Here is a 26,848-nt window from a genome sequence, read left to right on the forward strand (position 1 = left end):
AAATGATGGACACGCCAAACCCTCTAAAAAAAGACGACCACCTGCTGGACGACCTTGAATCGATCCGCCAGTTGCTGGGTGATGATGACTTGCAACCGCCGCTGTTGACCGATTCGGTCGAGGGCGAGGTACAGATTCCGCTGTTGTTCGACATGGTCGGCGGCAAGCCCGTCGCGCCGGTACCGGTGGTCGAGGCCGCCGCGCCTGCCGCTGTCGAAAAAGGTCCCGACGCCCTGCTGCTGCACCTGGACAACGAACTGCGCGCCGCCGCGCAACTGATCATGCAAGACGTGATCGACGACTTTGCCCCGCACATCGAAACCGAGATCAAGCGCCGGCTCGATGCTCGGATGGAGCGGTTGCTGAGCCAGTACCAGAATTGAAGCCAACGCAGATCCCCTGTGGGAGCGGGCTTGCTCGCGAAAGCGGTGTGACCGTCAGCACATGCATTGGCTGATCACCGCTTTCGCGAGCAAGCCCGCTCCCACATTTGCCGCCCATACATTTCAAGCCCGTCTTCGCCTCGCCCTGCGCCCTATCCCCCGTTATACTTGCCGGCTTTCCTGAATAAATGCCAACTAGGGTCCCGCCGCGCATGGATAAGACCTACCAGCCGCACGCTATTGAAACTTCCTGGTACGAGACCTGGGAGTCCGAGAATTATTTCGCCCCGCAAGGCGCGGGCGATTCCTACACCATCATGATCCCGCCACCGAACGTCACTGGCAGCCTGCACATGGGCCATGGCTTCAACAATGCGATCATGGATGCGTTGATCCGTTTCCGCCGCATGCAGGGCCGCAACACCCTGTGGCAGCCGGGCACCGACCACGCCGGTATCGCCACCCAGATGCTGGTGGAACGCCAACTGGAAGCCACCGGCCAGAACCGTCATGACCTGGGTCGCGAGAAATTCCTGGAAAAGATCTGGGAATGGAAAGACCAGTCCGGCGGCAATATCAGCCGTCAGATCCGTCGCCTGGGCTCGTCCGTAGACTGGAGCCGCGAGCGCTTCACCATGGACGACGGCCTGTCGGAAGCCGTGAAAGAGGCGTTCGTGCGCCTGCATGAAGACGGCCTGATCTACCGCGGCAAGCGTCTGGTCAACTGGGACACCAAGCTGCACACAGCGATTTCCGACCTCGAAGTGGAAAACCACGACGAGAAAGGCTTCCTGTGGAACCTCAAGTACCCGCTGGCCGACGGCGCCAAGACCGCTGAAGGCAACGACTACCTGATCGTCGCCACCACCCGTCCGGAAACCATGCTCGGCGATGCCGCCGTGGCTGTTAACCCGAACGATGAACGCTACCAGGCGCTGATCGGCAAGTTTGTCGAGCTGCCGCTGGTGGGCCGTCGTATCCCGATCATCGCGGACGACTACTGCGACCCTGAATTCGGCACCGGCTGCGTAAAAATCACCCCGGCCCACGATTTCAACGACTATGAAGTCGGCAAGCGCCACAACCTGCCGCTGCTGAACATCTTCGACAAGAATGCCGCCGTTCTGCCGGCGTGCCAGGTGTTCAACCTGGACGGCACGCTGAACGAGAGCATCGACGGCAAGATCCCGGCCGAATACGCAGGCCTCGACCGTTTTGAAGCGCGCAAGCAGATCGTTGCTGCCTTCGACGCCGCCGGCCTGTTGGTGAGCGTTGACGACCACGGCCTCAAAGTGCCGAAGGGCGACCGTTCCGGCACCGTGATCGAGCCGTGGCTGACCGACCAGTGGTACGTGTCCACCAAGCCATTGGCAGAACCTGCCATTGCCGCCGTGGAAGACGGCCGTATCCAGTTCGTGCCCAAGCAGTACGAAAACATGTATTTCTCGTGGATGCGCGACATCCAGGATTGGTGCATCAGCCGTCAGCTGTGGTGGGGCCACCGCATTCCGGCCTGGTACGACGAGTCGGGCAAGGTTTACGTCGGCCGCGACGAAGCCGAAGTGCGTGCGAAGAACAACCTCGGTGCGGACGTTGCGCTGCAACAGGACAACGACGTGCTGGACACCTGGTTCAGCTCCGGCCTGTGGACCTTCTCCACCCTGGGCTGGCCGCAACAAACCGAGTTCCTGAAGAAATTCCACTCCACCGACGTGCTGGTCACCGGTTTCGACATCATTTTCTTCTGGGTTGCCCGGATGATCATGCTGACCATGCACTTGGTGAAGAACGAGGACGGCACCCCGCAGGTACCGTTCAAGACCGTCTACGTGCACGGCCTGGTGCGTGATGGCCAGGGCCAGAAGATGTCCAAGTCCAAGGGCAACGTCCTGGACCCGCTGGACATCATCGACGGCATCGACCTGGAAACCCTGGTGCAGAAACGCACCTCGGGCCTGATGCAGCCGAAGCTGGCGAAGAAGATCGAGAAGCAGACCCGCGACGAGTTCGCCGACGGTATCGCCAGCTATGGCACCGACGCCCTGCGCTTTACCTTCTGCTCGCTGGCGTCCACCGGTCGCGACATCAAGTTCGACATGGGCCGCGTCGAAGGCTATCGCAACTTCTGCAACAAGATCTGGAACGCCGCGCGCTACGTGCTGGATAAAGGCGAAGACTGCGGCCAGAACGGTGAAGCCTATGAACTGAGCCTGGCCGACCGCTGGATCATTTCGCAGCTGCAACGCACCGAAGCCGAAGTGACCCGCCAACTCGACCAGTTCCGGTTCGACCTGGCCGCACAGGCCTTGTACGAGTTCATCTGGAACCAGTATTGCGACTGGTACCTGGAACTGTCCAAGCCGGTACTGTGGGACGAGAACGCGCCGGTTGAACGCCAGCGCGGCACGCGTCGTACCCTGGTACGCGTGCTGGAAGTGGCGCTGCGCCTGGCGCACCCGTTCATGCCGTTCATCACCGAAGAAATCTGGCAGCGCCTGGCGCCGCTGGCCGGTATCGAAGGCAAGACCATCATGCTGCAACCTTGGCCAGTGGCCAACGAAGCACGCATCGATGAGGCGGCCGAAAGCGATATCGAATGGCTCAAGACCCTGATGCTCGGCACGCGCAATATCCGCGCCGAGATGAACATCGGGCCGGGCAAGCCACTGGCGGTGTTCGTGAAGAACGCCAGCGCCGAAGACCAACGTCGTCTCACCGAGAACGATGCGCTGCTCAAGAAACTGGCAAAGCTGGAGTCGATCACCGTATTGGCGGCCGATGCAGAAGCGCCACTCTCCGCCACCGCACTGGTCGGCGACATGGAAGTGCTGGTGCCAATGGCCGGCCTGATCGACAAGGGCGCGGAACTGGCCCGTCTCGACAAGGAAATCGCGCGCCTGCAAGGCGAAGTGCAACGAGTGGGCGGCAAGCTGTCCAACGCGGCCTTCGTCGACAAGGCGCCGGCTGAAGTGATCGACAAAGAACGCGCCAAACTGGCCGAGGCTGAACAGGCCCTGGGCAAGCTGGCGGAGCAACATGCGCGGATTTCCAGCCTGTAAGGTGGACCGCGTGTCAGAAAGAGGCCTTCGGGCCTCTTTTTTTTGGGGTGTGAAAACCCAGTCAATGTGGGAGCAGGCCTGCTCGCGAATGCGGTCTATCAGACACACACCCAATGACTGACCCACCGTGTTCGCGAGCAAGCCCGCTCCCACATTTAACCGAGGTCAACTTCGGAATGTGTGACAATACCCACCACTTTTGAAGCAACCCCAGAATCGACGTAGCCCATGACCGCCCCCAGCACGCCAAAACCTCCGCGCAAGAAGCCTAAAACCGCAGCCACGGCCAAGCCCGTTGTGCCGCGCAAAGAGGCCACCCTGCATCCGCGCAACCGCCACACAGGCCGCTACGACTTCCCGGCGCTGATCAAGACCACGCCGGAACTGGCGCAATTCGTGATCATCAATCCGTACGGCAAGGAAAGTATCGACTTCGCCAGCCCGGATGCGGTGCGCGTGTTCAACCGTGCGTTGCTCAAAGCCTTCTATGGCATCCAGCACTGGGACATTCCGGCCGATTACCTGTGCCCACCGGTGCCAGGGCGTGCCGACTACGTGCACTTCCTCGCCGACCTGCTGGCCAGCGTCAATGACGGCAAGATCCCGCGCGGTTCGATCGTCAAGGTGCTGGACATCGGCATGGGCGCCAACTGCGTCTACCCGCTGATTGGCTACATGGAGTACCGGTGGAACTTCCTCGGCTCGGAGGTAGACCCTATCGCCGTGGCGGCGGCCAAGGCCATCGTGCAGTCCAACGACCTGAGCAAGGTCATCCAGCTGCGCCAGCAGAACAATCCCAAGCAGATCCTGCTGGGCTTGCTGGAGCCGGGTGAACGCTTCGACCTGACCATGTGCAACCCGCCGTTCCATGCGTCCATGGACGAAGCCACCAAGGGCAGCGAGCGCAAATGGCGCGCCTTGGGCAAGGCCGATCCCAAGCGCAAGTTGCCGGTACTGAACTTCGGTGGCCAGTCGGCTGAGCTGTGGTGTGAAGGCGGTGAAGCGCGCTTTGTGACCCAGTTGATCGCCGAGAGCGCGCACTTTGCCCACAAGGTGTTGTGGTTCAGCACCCTGGTGTCAAAAGCGTCGAACTTGCCCGCGATCGAGACAGCCCTGAAAAAAGCCGGCGTGCTGGAGAGCCAGGTGGTGGAAATGTCCCAGGGCCAGAAGCAAAGCCGCTTCGTGGCCTGGACCTTCCAGACCAAGAACGAGCAGCAGATCTGGCGCCAGCGCTGGGTACGCGACTAACCCAGTGGTGAGGGAGCACGCTCGCTCACCACAGTCAACAAATCGCAGGCAACAAAAAACCGTGCCCGGATCGCTCCGAAGCACGGTTTTTTTTGCTGCGTCTTACTTGTTAACAGCGTCGGTCAGGCCTTTGGCCACAACCAGCTTGATAACTTTCTTGGCAGCGATTTCGATGGCAGCGCCAGTCGAAGGGTTACGGCCAGTACGGGCAGGACGCTCGGTCACTTTCAGTTTGCCAACGCCTGGCAGAGTGATTTCGCCGCCGTTTTCCAGCTGGTCAGCAACAACTTGGCTCAGTTGGTCCAGCAGGGCGCGCACGGTAGTTTTCGGTGCGTCTACTGCTTCAGCCAGGTCAGCGATCAGTTGGTCTTTAGTAATAGCCATTGTGGTGTTCCTTCCCTATCAAATTCATATGGATTGCAGAGTGCAGTGTCAGCCGTCGAGCCCGACCGTCATGGCCTGGCACCCCCGGCTATAACCACGGAGATCGGGGTTATAGATGCTTGAAACGGGGATTGGTTCGACCTGACAGATGCTGAATGCACGCTTATCGCCGAGACTTGGCGTAAGACGGGGCAAAACTAGCACAGAGACGGGGAAATATCCGCCTCTACCTACCCATTTGGTCAGCTTTATCGCTCTAAACCGTGAAAAAAAGGCATATAGCCCGTCGGAGGGTGCCCAAAACGCCCTTCGAAGCCCGTCTTGGCCAATGGTGCGGTACACTTGGCGACTTTTCGGGGAGGCCGACCGCTCCCCTCTCAACCAGCCGAGAAGCCTATGCCGATCCGTCATTGCATCGTCCACCTGATCGACAAAAAACCCGACGGCACACCCGCAGTTCTCCACGCCCGCGACTCCGAGCTTGCCGAGTCGGCCGCCATCGAGAACATGCTTGCCGACCTCAACGAGAGCTACAACGCCAAACAAGGCAAGGCCTGGGGTTTCTTCCATGCCGAGTCCGGCGCGCACCCGTTCAGCGGCTGGTTGAAGGAGTATTTCGACGGCGGGCAGGATTTCACCACCTTCAGCCGCACCGCTGTCGAGCACCTGCAGAAGCTGATGGAAGAGTCCAACCTCTCCACCGGCGGCCATGTACTGTTCGCCCACTACCAGCAAGGCATGACCGACTACCTGGCCATCGCCCTGCTGCACCACAGCGAAGGCGTGGCGGTGACCGACGAGCTGGACGTGACCCCCTCGCGCCACCTGGACCTCGGCCAACTGCACCTGGCTGCGCGCATCAACGTCTCCGAGTGGCAGAACAACAAGCAGTCCAAGCAGTACATCTCGTTTATCAAGGGCAAGAACGGCAAGAAGGTCTCGGAGTATTTCCGCGACTTCATCGGCTGCCAGGAAGGCGTCGACGGCCCGGGCGAAACCCGCACCCTGCTCAAGGCGTTCAGCGATTTTGTCGAAAGCGAAGACTTGCCGGATGAATCCGCCCGCGAGAAAACCAAAACCCTGGTGGACTACGCCAGCAGCCAGGCCAAGCTCGGCGAGCCAATGGGCCTGGAAGAACTCTCGGGCTTGATCGACGAAGATCGACCAAAAGCCTTCTACGACCACATCCGCAATAAGGATTACGGCTTGTCGCCGGAAATCCCGGCGGATAAGCGCACCCTCAACCAGTTCCGCCGCTTCACCGGACGTGCCGAAGGCTTGTCCATCAGTTTTGAAGCCCACCTGCTGGGCGACAAGATCGAGTACGACGAAGCCGCCGGCACCTTGATCATCAAGGGCCTGCCGACCCAACTGACCGATCAGCTCAAGCGCCGTAACTGATGCTCGGCGGGGTTTTCAAGAAAGTCCTGCTGGTGTTGCTGGTGGTGGTAGTGATCCAGAACTGGGGCAAGATCGAGCGGGTGTTCAACCCATCGCAGGTAGCCCCTGAGCACGTGCGCGCCTCGGCGCACGTGGTGCTCTACGCCACCGAGTGGTGTGGGTACTGCAAGCAGATCCGCCGGTTCCTGGACCAGAAAGGCATTCCCTACCAGGCCTTCGATATCGAGAAGGACGCCCAGGCACGCAAGGCGTATGAGGCGTTGGGGGGTGGTGGGATTCCATTTGTGGACGTGAATGGCACGCTGATTCGTGAATACAGCCCAGAGAAAATCATGGCGGCGCTGAAGTAATCAGCGCACCACGATCATCCGCCCCAGTACTGTGTGCTGTTCAAAGCCGAGCACGGCCTGCAACGCATTCAACACCGCCTGCGGGTCCTTGCTTGGGAAGCTGCCGCTGACGCGCTTGGCCCCCATCTCATCGTTGAGCAACAGGATGCGACCGGGGTAGTAACGTTCCAGGTCCTTGACCACGTCGGCCAGCGGCGCCTTGTAGTAGTTGAGCCAACCGTCGCGCCAGGCCAGGCGTGATTCGCTGTCGACCCCGTGCATCGGATCGGCCATGCCATCGGCGTAGGCCACTTGCTGGCCCGCCGTAAGAATTTGCTGCTGGCCCTGCTTTGAAGGCGTCACGCCAACCCGTCCGGACAATACCGTTACCTGGGCGCCTGCCGGTTGCAGGCGCACCTCGAACTGCGTGCCCAGCACCCGTGCCTCGCCACTGCCGGCCTCCACGACGAAAGACTCACCGGTGTGGGTCACGCTGAAAAAGCCGGCCCCTCGGCGCAGTTGGATATGCCGCTCGCCCTGCTTGAAATCCACGGCGATGGCGCTGTCGGCATCGAGGGTGACTTGGGATTTGTCGGCCAGGGTGACGGTTTTGATTTCGCCGGGCGCCGTCACGTAGTCGGCGCCCAAGTCATCGACCCAGCGCGACGGCTGCCAGCCGGCGCCCACGGACACCATCACCACCAGGCATGCAGCCATGGCCAGCGCCCCGGACCAACGCCCCCGCCGCGAACGCTTCGAGGTGTGCATGGCATTGAGGTAACCCTGCAACGCCAGCGCTTCTTCGTCCGCCAGCTTGCGCGCCGGTACTTCGCTCAACTCCCACAGCACCTGGGCCTGGGAATAGGCCTCGACGTGCGCAGGGTCGGCCCGCAGCCACTGGCTGAACGTGGCCTGGTCGCCACTGCTGGGCTGGTCGTGCAGCAGGCTCAACCAGGCCAGAGCCGCTTGTTCCTGGGCGGGCGTGGGGGTGACGTTCACGGTGCTTTCCCTGGCGTGCGTGGAGATGAGGGTTCACGGAGGCTGGCTTTGCAGGCTTCGAGGGCACGCATCATATGTTTTTCCACGGCACTTTGGGACAGGCCCATGGCCTTGGCGATTTCCGCGTACTTGCGGCCGTGGATACGGTTGAGCAGGAAAATCTGCCGCGTGCGCTCGGGCAAGCTGCGCAGGGCGGCTTCGACGTGGCGTAGGTCGTTGCCGGCTTCCAGTGCTGCCTGGGGTTCGGAACCCTGGTTATCTTGCTGTTCGGGCAGCCAGCCTTCACTGCTGCGCACCCGGGCGCCTTCGCTGCGCAGGTGATCGATGGCGATGTTGCTGGCGCAGCGCAACAGGTAGGTGCTGAGCTCTTCGACCTGCACCAGCGGCCGGCGCCAGAAACGCAGGAACAGGTCCTGCACCAGGTCGGCCGCCGTGGCGCGGCACCCCACGCGGCGACTCACCAAGGCCTCCATCTGTGAACGCTGGGACAAAAACACCTGCAGGAAATGCGCACGTCCACCTGCCGCGTCAGCGTGCTGGCTGTCCTGGGATTCGGGTGGCGTGCTGATCATCATGTGCGGGCTCAGAGGGTGGCGAAGGCTGCGACAGGACTGGCGAGCAGACCAATGCCCGCCAGGATCAAGGCCAGCCTTGGCCGGTACGGCAACAACAGCACCAGCAGCAATGCGCTGAGCATCAACACGGCGCACCATTGCACCAGGCCCTGCCCCCAACCGGCGACACTCACCGCTGGCCAGATCGACACGGTCAGCAGCAACCAACCAGCCACACGCAAACCCAGGCGCCGGCGAGGCGAGGGTTTACTGTGCAACAGTTCGCCGTGATGGCGGTCGGTGGACAAGCACAGCGCGGTGAACCCGACGTAGCACATCAGCAGAGGGAGCAGCATTCAGTTCGCCTCCTGCTTGAGCGCCAAGGGGCGTGCGCGCTCCGCCTTGGGTGCAGGCACGGTGCGATGCTGCATCTTCCAGGCAGCCCACGCGAGAAACACGCCGCTGGCCAGGCAGGTCAGGTCAAAGCCGGCCATGGCCCAATCGCCGGTGGCCAGCGAGACGCCGAGGTGGTGCGATGTCGTCAACGCGTTGAGCAGTGGGATGGCAACAAACAGCATCGCACCCAGGCTCAACTGCTCGACCCAACCTTGTCGCCCGTGACGCAGGATGGCGTGCAACAGGCTCAGGCCCCAGGCGATAAAGAAGGTTTGCACTTCCCAGTCGGAACGCTCGGCGAAGCTCACCGGCAGCAGACGGTTAGCCCAGAAAAACGCCGCGATGGCGATCATCAGCCCGGACATGCTGGCGATGTTGAGCACTTCCACCAAGCGCAGCTCAAACGGCATGACCACGGCCTTCGCGTGCTTGAGCTGGCGTTTGCCGAGCCAGATCACCAGCCCGGTGCCGATCATTGCCGTGCCCGCCAAGCCACAGATGAAGTACAACCAGCGCAGGACCGGACCGGCGAAATGGCCCATGTGCAGGCCGTAGAAACTGCCGCCGATGGCCGCCGGCAGCGACTGCTCGCCACTGACCCGCAACAGCTCGCCCGTGCTGCCATTGAAGGAAACGGTGCTGCCGAAATCATGCACCACGCTGTCGGCACCCGCGCGGAACACATTGACCGAGGCGTTCACATCGCTAGGGTTATTCACCGCCACGCGTCCCACATGCCCACCGTCCCACTGCGCCCGGGCCTGCTCGTACATCGGCACCAGCGGCAGCAATGTGCCTGGCTGGCCCGATGCCGGTGCGTTATTGGTGTTCGGGAACACCTCGCTGAAAAAGGCACGGGTGTCGTTGCCATAAGAAGCCAGGATCGGCGCCGGCATCACCATGCTCATGAAGATCACCAGGCTGCTGTAGGTGATCATCAGATGGAAGGGCAGCACCAGCACACCCACTGCGTTGTGCCCGTCGAGCCAGGAGCGCTGGCCTTTGCGGGGGCGGAAGGTGAAGAAGTCCTTGAAGATTTTCTTGTGGGTGATGATGCCGGTGATCAGCGCGACGAACATCACCATCGCGGCAATGGTCGACAGCCAGCGGCCCCACGGGTGAGGCATTTGCAGTTGGAAATGGAAACGATAGAAGAACTCGCCGCCCATGCTTTCACGGGCCTGCACGGCCTGGCCACTGACCGGGTCGAGGGTTTTCTGGATGAAATTGCCGCGCTTGCCGGGGTCGACCTTGTCTTGCCACATCACCGACAGCCCTGGGTCGCGGCTGTCTGGCAGGGTGATGAACCAGCGCGCAGCCGTCGGCGCCACCTGCTGCAAATAGGTTTGGGCAACGGTCAGGCTGCGTGCATCGTCGAGGGGATGGGCCTGCACTTCAGGCTGCATCCAGTGGCTGATTTCGTCCTTGAAATACGACAAGGTGCCCGTCAGGAAAATCGCAAACAGCAGCCAGCCAAAGATCAGCCCTGCCCAGGTGTGCAACCAGGCCATCGCCTGGCGAAAGCCCTCTTTCATGTGCGTGCCATCCACAAACCCACGCCCGCCAGCGTGGCAAACGCCGCGCTCGGCAACATCACGCCGAACCAGGCGCGCGCGGCACTGCGGCAGGCGAAACACCAGAGCACGGCCAGCAGGTAGAACACGAATGAACTCATCATCCCGGTGATCACTGCATCCGCGCGGGAAGTGGGTATCCACAGCGCCAGGCAGATGCTGGCCAGGGACGCCATCAGGTAGCCCCCCACCACGGCAGCCAGCACGCGCGAAGTCACGGCAAGACGATAGGAGACAGGCAGCGAGGTTTTGCTTTTCATGCAGGAAGCGCCAGGTTCATCAGCACGCAATATTAATGATAAATATTCTCATAAGCAAAACAGAACGGATGAATCACCTGCGCAGACGGATTGCCGAAGCCACCCATGCGCCCTACAATGCGAACAATTCTTGTTCTCTAAAGCATGGCGATGCTTGTGGAGTGTCCCCGTTGAGCCCGTCCAATACCGTCGAAGTGTTGTACAACGACCATCACCACTGGCTCACCGGCTGGTTGCGGCGCAAGCTCGGCTGCCCTGACAGTGCCGCCGACCTGGCGCAGGACACCTTCATTCGCGTGCTTACCGCGCGGGAAACACCCACGCTGATCGAGCCCCGCGCGTTCCTCACCACCGTCGCCAAGCGCGTGCTGTTCAATTTCTACCGCCGCCAGGACCTCGAGCGCGCCTACCTCGACGCCTTGGCGCAGATGCCCGAGCACGTGGCGCCGTCGGAAGAAGAACGCGCGATCATCCTGCAAACCCTGGTAGAGCTCGATCAACTGCTCGACGGCCTGCCCGTCCAGGTCAAGCGCGCTTTCCTGCTGGCCCAATTGGATGGCCTGACCTACGCGCAGATCGGCGCTGAACTGGGCCTCTCCATCGCCACCGTCAAACGCCACCTGAACAAAGCGGCCATGCGCTGCTATTTCGCCCTATGAATTTCTCCACTCAAGTCGCCGAGCAGGCCGTGCATTGGCTGCTGGAAATGCAGCAAGGCGCGCTCAACCCACGCCAGCAGGCGGCCTGGCAACAGTGGCTGAACGCCCACAGCGAACACCAGCGCGCCTGGGACCATATGCAGCGCGTCAACCAGCGCCTGCGCGGCATGCCCTCGCCCCTGGCCCATGCCGCTTTGAACGCGCCTACCTCCACCAGCCGCCGCCAGGCCCTCAAGTTGCTGCTGATTCTCGGTGCCGGCTCGGCCGCCGCCTGGAGCCTGCGCCAGCAACATATCCTGCCGCCGCTGACCGCCGACTACCGCAGCCCCGTCGGCCAGCGTCGCAAGGTGCAACTGGCGGACGGCAGTCAGCTGCAGCTCAATACCGGCAGCGCGGTGGACGTGCACTTCGATGGCAAGCAACGGCTGATCCGCCTGCTTGAAGGCGAGATCCTGTTGACCAGTAGCGCCGGCAACACACCGCTGAACGTCTTGACCGGCCAGGGCCTGCTGACCAGCCAGGCTGCACGCATGAACGTGCGCCAGTTCAACGACCACACGCAACTGGCGGTCTTCGACGGCCGCGTCGAGGTGATGCCCAACACCTACAGCGGCCTGCCGTTGACGGTCGAGGCTGCGCGCCAGGTCAATTTTACGCGCAAAGGCTGGGACACCCCGCGCCCCACCGACGCCAACAGCGGCGCCTGGGCCGACGGCATGCTGGTCGCAGCCCACATGCGCCTGGAAGATTTCCTCGGTGAACTGGGCCGTTATCGTCGTGGCCAGGTCAACTGCGACCCTCAGGTGGCCAACCTGCTGATCTCCGGCAGCTACCCACTGGATGACAGCGAACGCATTCTCGACCTGCTGGAAGTCAGCCTGCCGGTGAAAGTGCGGCGCTTTACGCGGTATTGGGTGACGGTGCAGGCACGCGCCTGACATTTATTTCAAAAACACTGAGCCGTTTTCCATACCTCGCGTGACAGAGAAGGAAAGCCACCTTGATCCTTCCTTCTCAGGACCGCTCTTCATGCCCCAGCAACCGACGCTTCTCGCCCGCACTCTGCGCCAACTCCTACTCGGCGCCAGCTTAAGTCTTACGGCACTTCCCCCTGTGATGGCGGCCGATGCCAAGCCGTATCACATCGCCCCGACGTCGCTGGAAGCTGCGCTGAATCAGTTTGGACGCGAAGCCGGCGTGTTGATCTCCTTCAGTTCCGAAGTGACGGCGGGTATGCAGAGCCACGGTTTGTCCGGCAATTACGGCGCCGCGGACGGCCTGCAAAAACTGCTGGAAGGCACCGGCCTGCAAGCCCGCGCCGAAGGCGACAATGCCTACAGCCTGCAACCGGCCACGGCACCGGCCACTATCGAATTGGGCACGTCCAGCGTCGTCGGCGACTGGCTGGGCGACGCGGCGCAAACCAATGTGTTTGAACACCCCGGCGCCCGTGACGTGATCCGCCGCGAAGCATTCGAACGCCAGGGCGCCACCCAGGCCAAGGACGTGCTCAACCGCATTCCCGGCGTCAACGCCCCGGACAACAATGGCACCGGCAGCCACGACATGGCGCTGAACTTCGGCATTCGCGGCCTCAACCCGCGCCTGGCCTCGCGCTCCACGGTGTTGATGGACGGCATTCCGGTGCCCTTCGCGCCTTACGGCCAGCCGCAGCTTTCATTTGCACCGATCAGCATGGGCAACATGGATGCCGTCGACGTCGTACGTGGCGGCGGTGCCGTGCGATACGGCCCACAGAACGTCGGTGGCGTGGTCAACTTCGTCACCCGCGCAATCCCGGATGCACCCACGGTCAAAGGCGGCCTGCAGACCGAAACCAGCCCCTCCTCCAGCCATGACGGCTTCAAGACCACCGGCAACCTGCTCGCCGGCGGCACCGCCGACAACGGTTTGGGCGGCGCGCTGCTGTACTCCGGCACCCGTGGCGGCGACTGGCGCGAGAACAGCAACACGCGCATCGACGACCTGATCCTCAAGGGTAAATACCAACTCGATGACGCCAACAGCTTCAATGCCATGGCGCAGTACTACGAAGGCCAGGCCGACATGCCCGGCGGCTTGAACGTTGCGAACTACAAGGCCGATCCCTACCAGTCCACCCGCCCCTACGACAAATTCTGGGGCCGCCGCACGATGTTCAACGTCGGCTATCGCTATGAGCAGGACCGTCGCGAGTTCACCGTGAACAGCTTCTTCACCAAGACCCTGCGCAGCGGTTACCTCGACCAAGGCACATTCCTGTCGCTGTCCCCGCGTGAATACTGGGTGCGTGGCCTGGAAACCCGCTTCGCCCAAGGCTTCGACCTGGGCCCGACCAGCCACGAAGTGGGCGTCGGCTATCGCTACATCAACGAAGCCGGCCACGAACTGCGTTACCGCACGCCGATTGCCGCCAACCAACAGATCCCCACCACCGACAGCCGCAATGATCGCGACACCCGTGGTGGCACCGAGGCCAATGCCTTCTTCATCGATGACCGGATTGATATCGGCAAATGGACCATCACACCGGGCATTCGCTACGAGATGATCGAGTCCCAGCAAACCAACAACCTGAGCAACGTCAAATACAAAGGTGACTACAACACCGCCCTGCCGGCCCTGAACGTGCTCTATCACCTCACCGACGACTGGAACCTCTACGCCAACACCGAAGGTTCGTTTGGCAGCGTGCAGTACAGCCAGATGCCCAACCGTGTGACCAGCGGCGAAGTCAAACCGGAAAAAGCGCGCACCTGGGAACTCGGCACTCGCTACGACAACGGCAGCCTGCGCGCGGAAATCGGCGCGTTCCTGATCAACTTTGACAACCAGTACGAAAGCAACCAGACCAATGATTCGGTGATCGCCCGTGGTGAAACCCGCCACCAGGGCATCGAGTCCAGCATCAACTACGCCCTCGACGGCTTGAGCCCGGCGCTGGCAGGGTTCGATGTGTACGCCACCTACGCCTACGTCGACGCCACCATCCGCGAAGACGGCCCGAACAAAGGCAACCGCGTACCCTTCTCGTCCAAGCACAAGGGCACCCTCGGCGTGGGCTACACCGAAGGTCGCTGGAAACTCAACCTGGACAGCAGCTACCAGAGCAGCCAATTCGCCGACAACGCCAACACCCAGGCCGAAAGCGCCGACGGTGCGAACGGGCGCATCCCCGGCTACATGTTGTTCAGCAGCCGCGCCGCCTACGACTTCGGCCCGCAGCTGTCGGATTTGAACGTGGCGGTGGGGGTGAAAAACATCTTCAACAAGCAGTACTACACGCGCTCGTTCGACGATAACAACAAAGGCAAATACGTCGGTGAGCCACGCACGGTGTATGTGCAGACCTCCATCGCGTTCTAACGGCTCAAGCAACAGATAACCAGTGGTGAGCGGGCCATTGTGGTGAGCGGGGCCCTCTGTGGTGAGCGGGCTTGCCCCGCGCTGGACTGCGTAGCAGGCCCATTTTCCAGGGTCGCTGCGCAACCCGGCACGGGGCAAGCCCGCTCACCACAATGCCGGCGTTCATCTAACTGCCCGCCAGACACGACGGCGTACCGGCCACCAGCGCGTCGATGGCACAGCGCGTCTTGGCCGGCATGTGCGCCGCCGTGGGCCAGATCACGTGGATCGGCGAGGGCTGCTCGCGGTAACCGGGAAGTACCGCGTGCAGCTGTCCACGCAGGGCATAGTGGGCGATCAGCCAACTGGGCAACCAGGCCAGGCCCACACCAGCGATGGCGGCATCGGCCACAGCCTGGAGGTCGTCCATCATCAGCGGCGAGGCCACCCGCGTACGGTGCGGGCGACCCTGGTCGTCCTTGAGTTCCCATTCCAGGCGCGGGGCACTGCAGCGATAGGCAATGCCCCGATGCCCGGCCAGGTCCTCGATACACTCAATTTGACCCACACGCTGCAAGTACGCCGGTGATGCCGCCAGGCCAATCGCCTGCTCGCCCAGGCGACGAGCGCTCAAGCGGTCGGTGTCGGGCAACGCGCCAATGCGTACCGCCAAATCGAAACCTTCCTGGGCGACGTCGATCAGCCGGTCAGAAAAAGAAATCTCGATCTCCAGTTCGGCAAATCGATCCATCAACCCCCACAACGCCGGCGCGGCGTAGTGATGCCCGAAGGCCAATGGCAGGCTGGCCCTTAACCGCCCGCGTGGTTGCTGCCGCCCGCTTTCCAGCACGGACTCGGCGGCTTCCAGCTCCGCCAGCGCCCGCAGGCAATGTTCGTAGTAGGCCTGGCCGTCCTCGGTCAACCGCTGGCGGCGAGTAGAGCGCTGCAACAGGCACGTGCCGAGGCGCGCCTCGAGTCGCGCCAGGCCCTTGCCCACAGCGGAGCGCGTCAGGTTCAGTCGCTCGGCGGCCTCGGTCAGGTTGCCGCTCTCGACGATCTGCAGGAAGAGTTCGACACCGTCAAAACGTGGAGTGGTCATGGCACCAATTGTCGCTCTTGATTCCCTTATGAATGGAAAACTTATCACGAATAAAGAATTGGATTCCCCTGAAAATAACCCGATACCCCATCGACAGGAGAGTCCCCATGCCACCCGCCGCCACGTTATCGATCGCCAACCCACCGCGCACCGCCAGGAACGGCCTCGCCCTCACCGCCGTGTGCCTGGTCGCGCTGATGTTCGGCCTGGAAATCTCCAGCGTGCCGGTCATCCTGCCCACCCTCGAAAGGCAGCTCGGCACGGGTTTCCAGGACGCCCAATGGATCATGAATGCCTACACCCTGGCCTGCACCAGCGTGTTGATGGCAGCCGGCACCCTGGCCGATCGCTTTGGCCGCCGACGCATGCTGGTGCTGTGCCTGTGGCTGTTCGGGCTGGCGTCCCTGGCCTGTGGGTTGGCGGACAGTGCGTCGACGCTGATCGCCGCGCGTTTCGTCCAGGGCATCGGCGCCGGGGCGATGATGATTTGCCAGTTCGCGATTTTGTCGCACCTGTTCCGCGAACCGGCGGCGCGGGCGCGAGCGTTCGCGATCTGGGGTGTGATTGCCGGCCTGGGCCTGGGATTCGGGCCGATGGTGGGCGCGTTGATCCTGGCGGTGGCGGATTGGCGCTGGGTGTTTCTCGTGCACGTGCCGCTCACCCTGTTCACCCTGGTGTTGTTGCAGGTCAGCGTGCAGGAGTCCCGTGACCCGGCGGCCCATCGCCTGGACATTGCGGGCATGCTCACTTTGACGCTGTCGGTATTCGCCCTGGTCTACTTCATCACCCAGGGCACCGAACACGGCTTTGGCACCCCGGCGATGCTTGGTTGGGCGGGCCTGGCAGTGGCTGGGTTGCTGCTGTTCATCGTTGTCGAGCGGCGCAGCGCTCACCCGATGTTTGATTTCTCGGTGTTCCGGATCCAGCGCTTCAACGGCGCATTGATGGGCTCGATCGGCATGAACTTCAGCTTCTGGCCGTTCATGATCTACCTGCCGCTGTATTTCCAGGCTGGCCTGGGCTACGACACCCTGACCACCGGCGGCGCCCTGCTCGCCTACACCTTGCCGACACTGCTGGTGCCGCCACTGGCCGAACGCCTGGCCCTGCGCTACGGCGCAGAACGCATCATCACCGTGGGGCTAGGCATGATGGGCGCAGGCTTCTTGAGCATGGCCGCTGCCAACGCTGTGGCGCAGCCAAGCATCGTGCTGGTGCTACTCAGTTGCCTGATTGCCGGGGTGGGATTGGCGCTGACCAACTCCCCCACCACCAATACCACCACCGGCTCGGTTTCGGCCGACCGTGCGGGCATGGCCTCGGGTATCGATCTCAGCGCGCGACTGATCACCCTCGCGCTCAACATCGCGTTAATGGGGTTGGTGTTGTTGCTGGGGATCTGCCATCAACTGGCGGCCGTAATGCCCGAAAGCAGCATGCTGGAATGGCCGGCCATCAGCCAGAACATCGCGGCGGGCAAGCTGGCGTCATCCGCGTACCTGACCTTCACCGATGCCCAGGTAGCCCTGCGTCAGGGTGTCGGTTGGGCCATGCTCTTCGCGGGCCTGGGTGCGTGCGGGTTGGCGGGGTTGAGCAGGTATTTCTTCCGACGCGGCCAGTAAACGAAAACGGGCCTGCACATGCAGGCCCGTTCAGTGGGGGATGAAATAACGTTCAGCGATCAGCTGTTAAACACGGCACGTTCTTTTTCCAGAAACTCCTGTTCAAGCTCATCTTCATTGACCTTGGTGTCCGACAGACTTTTCCCGGCAGCGCGTGGCTTGCCTTGCAGTTTGCCAAACAGGTGTTCCAATGCATGGTCCAGCTTGGTGGCCGCCCCGTCGATCGCCTGTTCCAGGGTATCGGCCTTGTGCAGTACCGACAGCGGTTGATGGCCTTTTGGCCGCGCTTCCAGGCGGCAACTTAAATCGTGGGGACCGGGCTTGTCGCCGTTCTCATCCCGCAGGTAGACCTCCACTCGGGTCAGGTCTTCTTCGTAGCGTTCGAGCGTGCTCTCAATGGTAGTACGTACCCACTCCTCCAGTCGGATGCTGCTTTCAATATGGTTATCGCTATTGACTTGGATTTGCATAGTTCTTCCCTTATTTCAGCTAGCTCGCGAGAGGTCACAACTGCAACACCGGTGTGGTGAAACCATGACCTCTTGATTACACAATTGAGCAGTCCGAAGAACAATTCAACCCCTTTGCAAAGATAAATCACACATTACAAATTAAGTCTGACGACGAGCAAAAACGCTGTTAGGGTGGGGAGTTAGTTACATCTTCTTACGACCAGCCAACCTCACAATTGCCCCTCTCCCAATGGGTGCAATCCGCGAAAAATCCCCGCTTCCTCCACCAGCCAGTCATGCACCGCGCGTACGCCCGGATGGTTCAGTGCGCCCGGCGCATACAGCAACACGTAGCGTTTGTGGTTGGGCACGGCCAGGCCGAACGGCACGATCAAGGTGCCGCGCTCCAGTTCATCGTTGAGCAAGGTGCGCCGGGCGATGGCCACGCCCATGCCGGCAATGGCGGCTTCGATGGTCAGGTGGTTGCGGTTGAAGGTGTGGCCGCGGCGCACGTCTGCGGCGTGATAGCCGATGGCATTCAGGTAGAACTCCCACTCCGCGTACTCATAACTCCCACGCCAGGCGGTAATGTCGTGCAGCAGCGGGAAGTGCACCAGGTCGGCCGGGCCGTGCAGGGGTGGGCGCCCACGCAACAGGCTGGGGGCACAGACCGGAAAGATTTGCTCGTCCAACAGGGCTGTGGATAACAGGCCAGGGTAGCTGCCGTCGTTCAAGTCGATGGCCAGGTCGAAATCGCCCTCGTGCAGGGCGATGCTGCTGTCCTCGGCGACCATGCGCAGTTGGATATCCGGAAAGCGTTGCTGCAAGCGCGGCAGACGCGGGGTCAGCCATTTGCCCAGAAACGACGGGATCGAGCGCAGGCGCAAGGTGCCGCTGATCATCCCCGCATCCAAGCGCTGCAACTCGGCATCGATGCTCCCGTAGGCCTCACTCACGGTCGCGGCCAAACGCTGGCCCTCGGCACTCAGTTCCACCCCACGCGCCCGCCGATGAAACAAGCGGAAACCCAAGCGTTCTTCCAATTGGCGGATTTGCTGGCTCACCGCCCCCGGCGTGATGTGCAGTTCTTCGGCGCAACGGGTGAACGACAAATGCCGCGCCGCACAGGCAAACACGTGCAGCCAGACATACGTCTGGCCATGAAGGGGCCGGGTCATAGCGTTTAGTCCTGCTAAAGGGTGTCTTAGGATAATTCGTTGGTCAGTGCCGTTCCAGAGGCTCAGTATCGCGCCAATTCCGCTCGTCCTACAAAACATGGCAGCGATTTCTACTCCATTGCTTGTAAGGGTTTAGCATGGCTATCAGTGTTTTTGATCTATTCAAGGTGGGCATCGGCCCTTCCAGCTCCCATACCGTCGGCCCCATGCGAGCGGCCGCGACTTTTGCCCAAGCCCTGATCGACCAACAATTACTGAACGACACCCGCCGCGTGGAAGTGCGCCTGTATGGTTCGCTGTCCGCCACCGGTGTTGGCCATGCCACCGACCGCGCCTGCGTGATGGGGCTGATGGGCGAATGGCCTGACCGGGTCGACCCGACTTCGATCAATGCCCGCATCCAGCAGCTGCGCGCGTCGGGCCGATTGCTGCTCGCAGGCACACAGGACATTGCCTTCAACTGGCACACAGACCTCCTGCTGTTGGACGAGAGTCTGCCCTACCACCCCAACGCCATGTCCCTGCACGCCTACGGCGAAAACGGCCTGCTGAGCGAGCAAACCTATTACTCGGTGGGCGGCGGTTTCATTATCGAAGCTGCCGAAGCCGCCTCCGGCATTGCGCCGACCAGCGATGTTGAATTGCCCTACGACTTTTCCAGCGCCGTAGAACTGCTGGCCTTGTGCAACAAGCATGGCCTGCGGGTTTCCGAACTGATGATGGCCAACGAACGGGCTTGGCGCAGCGATGCCGACATCCGCAGCGGCCTGCTGCATATCTGGTCGGTGATGCGCGAATGCGTAGAGCAAGGCCTGCGCGATGAAGGCATCCTGCCGGGTGGGCTGGACGTGCCACGCCGTGCGGCGAAATTGCACCGCAGCCTGCTGGAAATCGGCAAACCGAATGTCATCACGTCGACCCTGTCGGCCATGGAGTGGGTCAACCTGTTCGCCCTCGCCGTCAACGAAGAAAACGCAGCCGGTGGGCGCATGGTCACCGCACCGACCAACGGCGCTGCCGGGATCATCCCGGCCGTGCTGCATTACTACATGAAGTTCAACGCCGACGCGTCTGACGATGATGTAGTCAATTTCTTCCTGGCCGCGGCGGCAGTCGGCATTCTCTGCAAGAAAAACGCCTCGATCTCCGGTGCCGAAGTCGGCTGCCAGGGCGAAGTCGGTTCGGCCTGCGCCATGGCGGCTGCGGGTTTGGCCGACGTCCTCGGTGCCACCCCCGAGCAATTGGAAAACGCTGCCGAAATCGGCCTGGAGCACAACCTCGGCCTCACCTGCGACCCGGTCGGTGGCCTGGTGCAAGTGCCGTGCATCGAGCGTAACGCCATCGCGGCGGTCAAGGCGATCAACGCCACGCAAATGGCCCTGCGCGGTGACGGCAAGCACTTCATTTCCCTCGACCGGGTGATCCGCACCATGCGCGATACCGGCGCCGACATGCATGACAAATACAAAGAAACTTCACGGGGCGGCCTGGCGGTCAGCTGGGTGGAGTGCTGATCGGAGCACTGCTACCCGCCCCAAACGTGAGCCCGCGCAAAAATAATAACGAGGCAATAACGATGACCGATGTACGTACACCTGCTGCCGAAAATCCTGTTGCAGAAAACACCGTGACCACCGGCTGGACCAAACACGACACCACCTGGATGCTGGGCCTCTACGGCACCGCCATCGGCGCAGGCACCCTGTTCCTGCCGATCAATGCCGGCGTCGGCGGTTTCTGGCCGCTGATCGTGCTGGCCCTGCTGGCCTTCCCCATGACCTTCTTCGCCCACCGTGGGCTGACGCGCTTTGTGTTGTCGGGCAAATCCGGCGACATCACCGAAGTGGTCGAAGAACATTTCGGCGTCGGTGCGGGCAAGCTGATCACCCTGCTGTATTTCTTCGCCATCTTCCCGATCCTGCTGGTGTACAGCGTGGCGCTGACCAATACCCTGGGCAGCTTCATGGAACACCAACTGCACATGACCCCACCGCCCCGGGCCATCCTGTCGCTGGTGCTGATCCTCGGCCTGATGGCCATTGTGCGCTGCGGCCAGAGCGTGATCGTCAAGGCCATGAGCGTGCTGGTGTACCCTTTCGTGGCCGCCCTGTTGCTGTTGGCCGTGAGCCTGATCCCCAACTGGAATGGCGCGTTCTTCGCCTCAGCTGGCGAAGGCATGCCACTGCCGATCTTCTTCAAGACGCTATGGCTGGCCATCCCGGTGATGGTGTTTTCCTTCAACCACTCGCCGATCATCTCCGCGTTCGCCGTCGACCAGAAACGCGTGTACGGCGCACAGGCCGAACGCAAAAGCAGCGGCATACTCGCCACCGCCCACGGCATGATGGTGCTGACTGTGATGTTCTTCTGCTTCAGCTGCGTACTGGCGCTGTCGCCAGCCGACCTGGCAGCGGCCAAGGCCCAGAACATCTCGATCCTTTCGTACCTGGCCAACCACTTCCAGACCCCGGTGATCGCCTACGCGGCGCCGTTGATCGCACTCGTGGCCATCACCAAATCCTTCCTCGGCCACTACATCGGCGCGAGTGAAGGTTTCCAGGGCCTGATCGTCAAATCCCTGCGCGGGCGCAATCGTTCGATGTCGTCGAAATGGCTGGAGCGCTGCACCGCGCTGTTCATGGTGCTGACCTGCTGGGCCGTGGCCACCTTCAACCCAAGTATCCTGGGCATGATCGAGACCATGGGCGGGCCGATCATCGCGTGCCTGTTGTTCCTGATGCCGATGTACGCGATCCGTCGCGTGCCATCTTTGCGCCAGTATTCGGGCCAGCTGTCGAACGTGTTTGTGGTGGTGATCGGCTTGATTGCGCTGTCTGCGATCGTTTTCTCGGTACTGCCCTGAAATAGATCACCCAACAAAAAGGCGAACCTCGGTTCGCCTTTTTCATGTCCCGCAATAACGGCTCGGCGCCTTATGCGGCACGGCCTTTGCTGTACAGCTGTGGAGGGAAACGGACCTTGTGAAAACCTCAGCGACGGAGTGGCCGATGGTCAGGAGACGCGAACTAATCCCGACACCGGTCGTCAATGACTGCATGTTCTTATCAGGCGGTAACGCACCATGGACAATCCTTTTCAGATCATCACCGACACCTTCACCCCGCAATACCGCGTCAACCTGAGCATCCAGCGCCTGGACGGCAGCATCATGCTGACCCTCTCCAACGATCAAGGCGTGGTGGCTAAACGCATGATCAGCGCCGAACAACGCAATGATCCCAAGCGCCTGAAGCGCCTGGTACAGAGCATCCAATTCGGCATTGCCATCGAACAGGGCCACAGCGCCATGGAGATCCTGGCGGTGATGACCGATGGCGACCACAAAGTGCTACAGCGGCCGCCAGCCCGCTCCCTGCCCTTCAGCGTCGGCCTTTAAAGCTCGCCCTTCTCGGTTTCCAGGCTCGCCTCGCCCTTGCGACGCGGGCCTTCGACCTTTACAGAAGGAAACGCCGAAGACGCATAGCGCACCACCAGGATCGCAAACGCCAACAGCAGAATCCCGCCGCACAGGTAGATGATGCCGATGTCGGGCGGGTTGTGGTGGGACACGTTGGAAATCAGCAGGCGCGTCAGCGCGGTGATTGCCACGTAGATCAGAAAGCGCACGGGCATGTGGTTGGTCTTGAAGTAAATCCCGACCATCGCGCCCAATTCGAGGTAGATGAACAGCAGCAAGATGTCATCGATCTTGATATGCCCATTCTCGAGCATCCCCAGAAACTCCATCACCGCTGCCCACGCGGTCACCGCACCAATGGCGAACAGCGCCAGGTAGTGGAACGACTCGACGAACAGATTGCCCAGGGACTCGGCCAGCCCGTGTACGTTCTGGCGCAGCCTTTCGGCCCAATTGATCTTCACGATGATGCTTCCTTAGGTCGACTCGACCGGATAATGCGGGTTGGACGTGACGGTTGTTCTGCATGCAGAAAAAAGGCCAGAGGCAGGTATAAGATGATGGCGGCGTGACATGAGGCACGCCTGAGCTGTATTTACGGGCTACATTAAAAAACTGCTACCCAAACGCTGTGGTTTCGCTTAACCTTTTTACTGTATATATAAACAGCACTCAGCAACACCCGAAGCAAGGGCTACTCCCCTTCACTACTGCACCCTGATGACGAGGCCAAAAAATGGCTGTTGAAACCCTGTATCGCAGTACCCGCGACTTGGAGACTACATTCGTGGATCGCAAACTAGCCGACGCACACGACCAGATGCTTGAGCTGGCAGAGTCTCTGATGGATGTCCTGTTGAAAAACGTGGAAGGCTTGACTGAAAAGCAGGCAGAAGACGCCGGTATTTTCATGGCCAAGAACCGCGCCGCCTTTGCAGCAGCGTTCAAGAACAACGCCAGCGCCCTGGCTGAGATCGGGCAGCCAGAGGCAGAGTAAGGAGGCCGGCCCGCCTCCGTTGATTCGCGTTGAATCATCAGGTTCCGGCAGCCGGGCTACTCATCGCTTTACCGAAAGCTATTTACACCTTATGCCTGCCACAAGGTTTTGCCGAAGAAGGTCAACGTGCGGTCCCACGCCAGTTGCGACCATGCGGCATCGTATTGTGTGTCGGGTATGCGGCCACGGCCGATCGCCGTCTCGTTGGCAAAGGCATGACGCGCCAGGTAGCGGTAAAACGTGGCGTCCACGCCTGCCGCGTGCAGCGTTGATTCCAGCTCCGCGACGGTTTCGATGTTGAAAAAAGCATCCTGCGTGCCCCAATGGCCAATCAGCGGTGCTTTGATTTTTGCCGCATCCAGGTATTCAAGCGGCGGGAAGCCATACCAGACCACACCCGCGGCCAGTTCCGGAATGGCATTGAGCGCCAACAGCGTCAATGCCCCGCCCATGCAGTAGCCAGTCACGCCGACTTTCCTCGAGTCGGCCTGCAGGTAGCGCACCGCGCCTTTTATGTCCTGGGACACCGCATCACTGAAATCCAGGCTATCCATCAGGTGGTGGGCTTCTTCCTCTTCCACTGTGGAAGCGCCGCGATAAAGGTCCGGTACCAATACCCGGTAACCGCACTCGGCCAGGCGAATGGCCACGCCCTTGATCTGCTCGTTAAGCCCCCACCACTCCTGAATCAATACGATGGCCGGCGCCCCGTCCAGTACAGCAGGGCTGGCCAGGTAGCCATTGACCTCGGCACCGTCTGGACGCTTGAACGTTACGGACTGCGCTGTTGCTTGATTGGACATGAAAACTCTCCGCGGCAAGTAGGAAAACAATAGCTGGCAAGCACCTCAAAGCGCCCGCCCTCAGAACCCTACCAGGATTTTTACGGTTACAAACCTTCCTCTCCCGTCGTTATGTACCACTGTGTATTAGCGCCCCCGCGCGACATATTCGGGATACAAAACACTTGTCTACTGGGCCTGCCTGAACCTTCCATGATCAACATGCCGCGACCAAAGGTGAAGGTTCAATCACATAGGACCCGGAGAATAAAAAATGCACAACCCAGCACCGGTTGATCGCCTGATCGTCAACACCTACACCAACGGGCTCATCGGCCCCAGCCAGAAAATGCTCGGCCCGCTCGCCGACGGCGGTACGCTCATCACAGGAACCCCGCCGGGTTGCTGGGGCCCGATGATCACGCCCGCGTTTGAGGGGGGCCATGAGGTGACTCAACCCGTATTCATCGCCGGCGCCGAAGTCGGTGACGCTGTGGCCCTAAAGATCATACGTATGCGCGTGACGTCCCACGCCACCTCTTCAGGCGTCATGCGCTTTGTTGAAGGGCGCTATCACGGCGACCCCTTTGTCGCCAAATTCTGCTCCAATTGCGGGCAAGAGCATCCCGCCAGCCATGTCGAAGGCATCGGCGCAGAGGCTATCCGCTGCAATGCCTGCGATGCAGAGGTCAGCGCGTTTCGTTTCAGCCATGGCTACGTCATCGTGTTCGATGCCGAGCACCAAGTGAGCCTGACCGTGAACCAGGCCGTGGCCGACCGCCTTGCCGGCCAGGCACCGCAGATGGCGGCGTTGCCGGAACTGTCCGCCCAGCACTCCATTCTGTCCCTGGCCCGCGCCGACATCCCTGGCCTTGCGGCTCATATGCGGCCGTTCCTGGGCAATATCGGTACTACGCCTTCACGGGATTTGCCGGATTCCCACAACTGCGCCGACTTCGGGCAATACCTGGTCGGCGCCCCTCACCGCTACGGCATGACACACGAACAACTGCATGCGGCAAAAACCGACGGGCACATGGACACCAACTCGGTACGCGAAGGTTGCGTCCTGATTTGTCCGGTAAGAGTCCCCGGCGCCGGGGTGTACATGGGAGATATGCATGCCCAGCAAGGCAATGGTGAAATTGCCGGGCATGCCACCGATGTGTCGGGGGAAACCGAACTCACCGCCCACGTGATCAAGGGGTTGACCCTCGACGGCCCGATCCTGCTGCAAAACCTTGACGATCTGCCGCCCATGGCACGCCCCATGACCGCCGAGCAACGGCTGCAAGTCAAGGCACTGGGCGAGCGCTGGGGGCAGGTCGAAATCGAAGACAATGGGCCCATTACCTTTATCGGCAGCGGAGCCGACCTCAACCTTGCGACGGAAAACGGCTTGGAACGCGCGGCTGCGGTCACCGGCCTTTCTATGGATGAGGTACGCAACCGTGCAACGCTTAACGGCTCGATTGAAATAAGCCGGTTGCCGGGCACTGTCCGCGTCACGATCCTGTGCCCGATGCACATTCTTGATCGCCTGGGTGTCGGCCCACTTGTGCGCGAAAAATATTCGCTCTGACCTGCGTCAGCGATACAGCAATCGCTCCGCCAGCTCATCCGCCACCCGCGCGGGTGAGCGTTTTTCGGCCTGGGCGTGGGCAAAGATTTCCGTGAGGCGTTTGCCGATGTTGGACAGGTGCGCAGTGATGGTCGGCAGATCCGCCCCGCTGTGCTGGAGTGCGACGTAGATCAGCCCGCCGGAGTTGATCACATAGTCCGGGGCGTAGAGGATGCCGCGTCCTTCCAGTTGGTCGGCCACTTGCAGGTTGGTCAATTGCGCGCTGGCGGAACCGGCGACGGCGGCACAGCGCAGTTGGCCGACGCTCTGGCGGTTGAGTACGGCGCCGAGGCCGCAGGGCGCGAGGATGTCGCAGGGGGTACTGAGCAAGGCGTCATTGGCGATGGGATGGGCGCCCAGTTGTTCCATGGCCAATTGCACCTTGCCGTGGTCGATGTCGCTGACCAGCAGTTCGGCCCCGGCGGCGTGCAGTTGTTCGGCCAAGGCATAACCGACATTGCCCAGGCCCTGGATCGCCACCCGCAGGCCTTCGAGGTTATCGCTGCCCAGGCGTGCCATGGCCGTGGTGCGGATACCGGCGAATACGCCCATGGCGGCATGTGGAGACGGGTCGCCGGCAGCGGTGGTGCTGGTGACAAAACGGGTGTGCTGGGCGATGCAGTCCATGTCGGCCACCGAGGTGCCGCTGTCGGTGGCGGTGATGTAGCGACCGTCGAGTTGCTCGACGCAACGGCCAAAGGCCTCGAACAGCGCCGCGCGGTTTTCCACATGGGCCGGCCGCAGGATCACGGCGGTGCCACCGCCCACCGGCAAGCCTGCCAACGCGGCCTTGTAGCTCATGCCTTGGGCCAGGCGCGCGGCATCGGCCACGGCGCTTTCGTCGTCGGGGTAGGAGAGATAGCGACAGCCGCCGAGCGCGGGGCCCAGGCGGCTGTTATGGATGGCGATGACCGCCTTCAGCCCGGTGACCGGGTCGACGCTCAGGTGCAGCGATTCAAGGCGGGTGCTGTGCATGAGAGCAAACATCGTCAAGCTCCCGAATCACTTCTGGTAGTGGGCCAAGTATAGGCTTGCGGTAAAAAACTGCCGGACCACGCTGGAATAAGACGGCCGTTTTAGGAGGGCTT

The 26,848-nt window shown here is 61.5% G+C and carries 26 protein-coding genes; 14 read left to right on the plus strand and 12 right to left on the minus strand.

Annotation, left to right across the window (positions count from 1 at the left end):
* Positions 1-5: 5 nt before the first annotated feature.
* The 3 genes from CWC48_RS04980 to rlmF all read left to right on the plus strand — a co-directional run bounded on the left by CWC48_RS04980 (position 6) and on the right by rlmF (position 4,690).
* On the plus strand, positions 6-383 hold the full coding sequence (locus tag CWC48_RS04980; protein ID WP_100491430.1) for a DNA polymerase III subunit chi: 378 nt from the start codon (positions 6-8) through the stop codon (positions 381-383).
* A 212-nt stretch (positions 384-595) separates the two neighbouring features.
* Positions 596-3,442, plus strand: a complete 2,847-nt coding sequence (locus tag CWC48_RS04985; protein ID WP_078047048.1) for a valine--tRNA ligase — start codon at positions 596-598, stop codon at positions 3,440-3,442.
* A 228-nt stretch (positions 3,443-3,670) separates the two neighbouring features.
* A complete protein-coding gene (rlmF, locus tag CWC48_RS04990; protein WP_078047047.1) occupies positions 3,671-4,690 on the plus strand; it encodes a 23S rRNA (adenine(1618)-N(6))-methyltransferase RlmF in 1,020 nt (339 codons plus the stop codon).
* 102 nt (positions 4,691-4,792) lie between these two features.
* Here the strand turns inward: rlmF and CWC48_RS04995 are convergent, their stop codons facing one another.
* Entirely contained in the window at positions 4,793-5,074 is a 282-nt protein-coding gene (locus tag CWC48_RS04995) for an HU family DNA-binding protein (protein ID WP_003188840.1), read from the minus strand.
* Positions 5,075-5,470: 396 nt separating this feature from the next.
* Between CWC48_RS04995 and yejK the strand changes: the two genes are divergently transcribed.
* Together yejK and CWC48_RS05005 are read left to right on the plus strand one after the other, a co-directional pair.
* Complete coding sequence (gene yejK / locus CWC48_RS05000; RefSeq protein ID WP_010212893.1) at positions 5,471-6,475, plus strand: nucleoid-associated protein YejK; 1,005 nt, start codon at positions 5,471-5,473, stop codon at positions 6,473-6,475.
* Positions 6,475-6,825, plus strand: coding sequence for a glutaredoxin family protein (locus tag CWC48_RS05005; RefSeq protein ID WP_078047046.1), 351 nt, complete (start codon positions 6,475-6,477; stop codon positions 6,823-6,825). Before yejK ends, CWC48_RS05005 begins: the two co-directional genes overlap by 1 nt.
* On the opposite strand, the gene CWC48_RS05010 is transcribed toward CWC48_RS05005, so the two are convergent.
* From CWC48_RS05010 to CWC48_RS05030, 5 genes are read right to left on the minus strand one after another with little or no spacing between them, the layout of a single operon-like run.
* Positions 6,826-7,803, minus strand: a complete 978-nt coding sequence (locus CWC48_RS05010) for a FecR family protein (protein WP_078047045.1) — start codon at positions 7,801-7,803, stop codon at positions 6,826-6,828.
* Positions 7,800-8,378 (minus strand): RNA polymerase sigma factor, encoded by a 579-nt coding sequence (locus tag CWC48_RS05015; protein WP_100491431.1) that lies wholly within the window; start codon positions 8,376-8,378, stop codon positions 7,800-7,802. The genes CWC48_RS05010 and CWC48_RS05015 overlap by 4 nt, the downstream gene beginning before the upstream one ends.
* 8 nt (positions 8,379-8,386) lie before the next feature.
* The gene (locus CWC48_RS05020) at positions 8,387-8,713 is read right to left on the minus strand and encodes a DUF3325 domain-containing protein (protein WP_078047044.1); all 327 of its coding nucleotides are present in this window, start codon (positions 8,711-8,713) and stop codon (positions 8,387-8,389) included.
* The gene (locus CWC48_RS05025) at positions 8,714-10,288 is read right to left on the minus strand and encodes a PepSY domain-containing protein (RefSeq protein WP_100491432.1); all 1,575 of its coding nucleotides are present in this window, start codon (positions 10,286-10,288) and stop codon (positions 8,714-8,716) included.
* Positions 10,285-10,587 carry a DUF3649 domain-containing protein gene (locus tag CWC48_RS05030; protein ID WP_099494119.1) on the minus strand — a complete coding sequence of 101 codons (303 nt, stop codon included), beginning with the start codon at positions 10,585-10,587 and terminating at the stop codon, positions 10,285-10,287. Before CWC48_RS05030 ends, CWC48_RS05025 begins: the two co-directional genes overlap by 4 nt.
* 170 nt (positions 10,588-10,757) lie before the next feature.
* On the opposite strand from CWC48_RS05030, the gene CWC48_RS05035 reads away from it, so the two are divergent.
* The 3 genes from CWC48_RS05035 (at position 10,758) to fecA (ending at position 14,612) form a co-directional block, all read left to right on the plus strand.
* Positions 10,758-11,246: a sigma-70 family RNA polymerase sigma factor gene (locus CWC48_RS05035; protein ID WP_100491433.1), complete on the plus strand. Its 489-nt coding sequence runs from the start codon at positions 10,758-10,760 to the stop codon at positions 11,244-11,246.
* On the plus strand, positions 11,243-12,184 hold the full coding sequence (locus tag CWC48_RS05040) for a FecR domain-containing protein (RefSeq protein ID WP_100491434.1): 942 nt from the start codon (positions 11,243-11,245) through the stop codon (positions 12,182-12,184). The genes CWC48_RS05035 and CWC48_RS05040 overlap by 4 nt, the downstream gene beginning before the upstream one ends.
* Positions 12,185-12,275: 91 nt before the next feature.
* Positions 12,276-14,612: a TonB-dependent Fe(3+) dicitrate receptor FecA gene (fecA, locus tag CWC48_RS05045; RefSeq protein WP_100491435.1), complete on the plus strand. Its 2,337-nt coding sequence runs from the start codon at positions 12,276-12,278 to the stop codon at positions 14,610-14,612.
* Between the two features lie 166 nt (positions 14,613-14,778).
* Here fecA and CWC48_RS05050 read toward each other — a convergent pair whose 3' ends face one another.
* On the minus strand, positions 14,779-15,690 hold the full coding sequence (locus CWC48_RS05050; RefSeq protein WP_099494115.1) for a LysR family transcriptional regulator: 912 nt from the start codon (positions 15,688-15,690) through the stop codon (positions 14,779-14,781).
* 107 nt (positions 15,691-15,797) lie between these two features.
* Between CWC48_RS05050 and CWC48_RS05055 the strand changes: the two genes are divergently transcribed.
* Positions 15,798-17,312 carry an MFS transporter gene (locus CWC48_RS05055; RefSeq protein WP_100491436.1) on the plus strand — a complete coding sequence of 505 codons (1,515 nt, stop codon included), beginning with the start codon at positions 15,798-15,800 and terminating at the stop codon, positions 17,310-17,312.
* 59 nt (positions 17,313-17,371) lie between these two features.
* Here CWC48_RS05055 and CWC48_RS05060 read toward each other — a convergent pair whose 3' ends face one another.
* Positions 17,372-17,782: an HPF/RaiA family ribosome-associated protein gene (locus tag CWC48_RS05060; protein WP_078047036.1), complete on the minus strand. Its 411-nt coding sequence runs from the start codon at positions 17,780-17,782 to the stop codon at positions 17,372-17,374.
* A gap of 212 nt (positions 17,783-17,994) precedes the next feature.
* A complete protein-coding gene (locus tag CWC48_RS05065) occupies positions 17,995-18,942 on the minus strand; it encodes a LysR substrate-binding domain-containing protein (protein ID WP_078047035.1) in 948 nt (315 codons plus the stop codon).
* A gap of 137 nt (positions 18,943-19,079) precedes the next feature.
* Here CWC48_RS05065 and CWC48_RS05070 point away from each other — a divergent pair, with 137 nt between their 5' ends.
* The 3 genes from CWC48_RS05070 (at position 19,080) to CWC48_RS05080 (ending at position 22,339) form a co-directional block, all read left to right on the plus strand.
* A complete protein-coding gene (locus tag CWC48_RS05070; protein WP_100491437.1) occupies positions 19,080-20,456 on the plus strand; it encodes an L-serine ammonia-lyase in 1,377 nt (458 codons plus the stop codon).
* 62 nt (positions 20,457-20,518) lie between these two features.
* Entirely contained in the window at positions 20,519-21,805 is a 1,287-nt protein-coding gene (locus CWC48_RS05075) for a serine/threonine transporter (protein ID WP_078047033.1), read from the plus strand.
* A gap of 219 nt (positions 21,806-22,024) precedes the next feature.
* A complete protein-coding gene (locus CWC48_RS05080) occupies positions 22,025-22,339 on the plus strand; it encodes a DUF3509 domain-containing protein (protein ID WP_078047032.1) in 315 nt (104 codons plus the stop codon).
* On the opposite strand, the gene CWC48_RS05085 is transcribed toward CWC48_RS05080, so the two are convergent.
* The gene (locus tag CWC48_RS05085) at positions 22,336-22,824 is read right to left on the minus strand and encodes a phosphate-starvation-inducible protein PsiE (RefSeq protein WP_078047031.1); all 489 of its coding nucleotides are present in this window, start codon (positions 22,822-22,824) and stop codon (positions 22,336-22,338) included. The two genes, CWC48_RS05080 and CWC48_RS05085, sit on opposite strands and share 4 nt — an antisense overlap.
* A 272-nt stretch (positions 22,825-23,096) precedes the next feature.
* Here CWC48_RS05085 and CWC48_RS05090 point away from each other — a divergent pair, with 272 nt between their 5' ends.
* Positions 23,097-23,357: a YebG family protein gene (locus tag CWC48_RS05090; protein WP_016978245.1), complete on the plus strand. Its 261-nt coding sequence runs from the start codon at positions 23,097-23,099 to the stop codon at positions 23,355-23,357.
* 89 nt (positions 23,358-23,446) lie between these two features.
* Here CWC48_RS05090 and CWC48_RS05095 read toward each other — a convergent pair whose 3' ends face one another.
* A complete protein-coding gene (locus CWC48_RS05095; protein ID WP_100491438.1) occupies positions 23,447-24,160 on the minus strand; it encodes a dienelactone hydrolase family protein in 714 nt (237 codons plus the stop codon).
* 253 nt (positions 24,161-24,413) lie between these two features.
* On the opposite strand from CWC48_RS05095, the gene CWC48_RS05100 reads away from it, so the two are divergent.
* On the plus strand, positions 24,414-25,721 hold the full coding sequence (locus tag CWC48_RS05100; RefSeq protein WP_100491439.1) for an acetamidase/formamidase family protein: 1,308 nt from the start codon (positions 24,414-24,416) through the stop codon (positions 25,719-25,721).
* Positions 25,722-25,727: 6 nt separating this feature from the next.
* Here the strand turns inward: CWC48_RS05100 and CWC48_RS05105 are convergent, their stop codons facing one another.
* Positions 25,728-26,747 carry a Glu/Leu/Phe/Val dehydrogenase dimerization domain-containing protein gene (locus tag CWC48_RS05105; RefSeq protein WP_078047028.1) on the minus strand — a complete coding sequence of 340 codons (1,020 nt, stop codon included), beginning with the start codon at positions 26,745-26,747 and terminating at the stop codon, positions 25,728-25,730.
* Positions 26,748-26,848: the final 101 nt, after the last annotated feature.

Origin of the sequence: Pseudomonas sp. S10E 269, assembly GCF_002798465.1 — a bacterium.
Classification (GTDB): domain Bacteria; phylum Pseudomonadota; class Gammaproteobacteria; order Pseudomonadales; family Pseudomonadaceae; genus Aquipseudomonas; species Aquipseudomonas pergaminensis.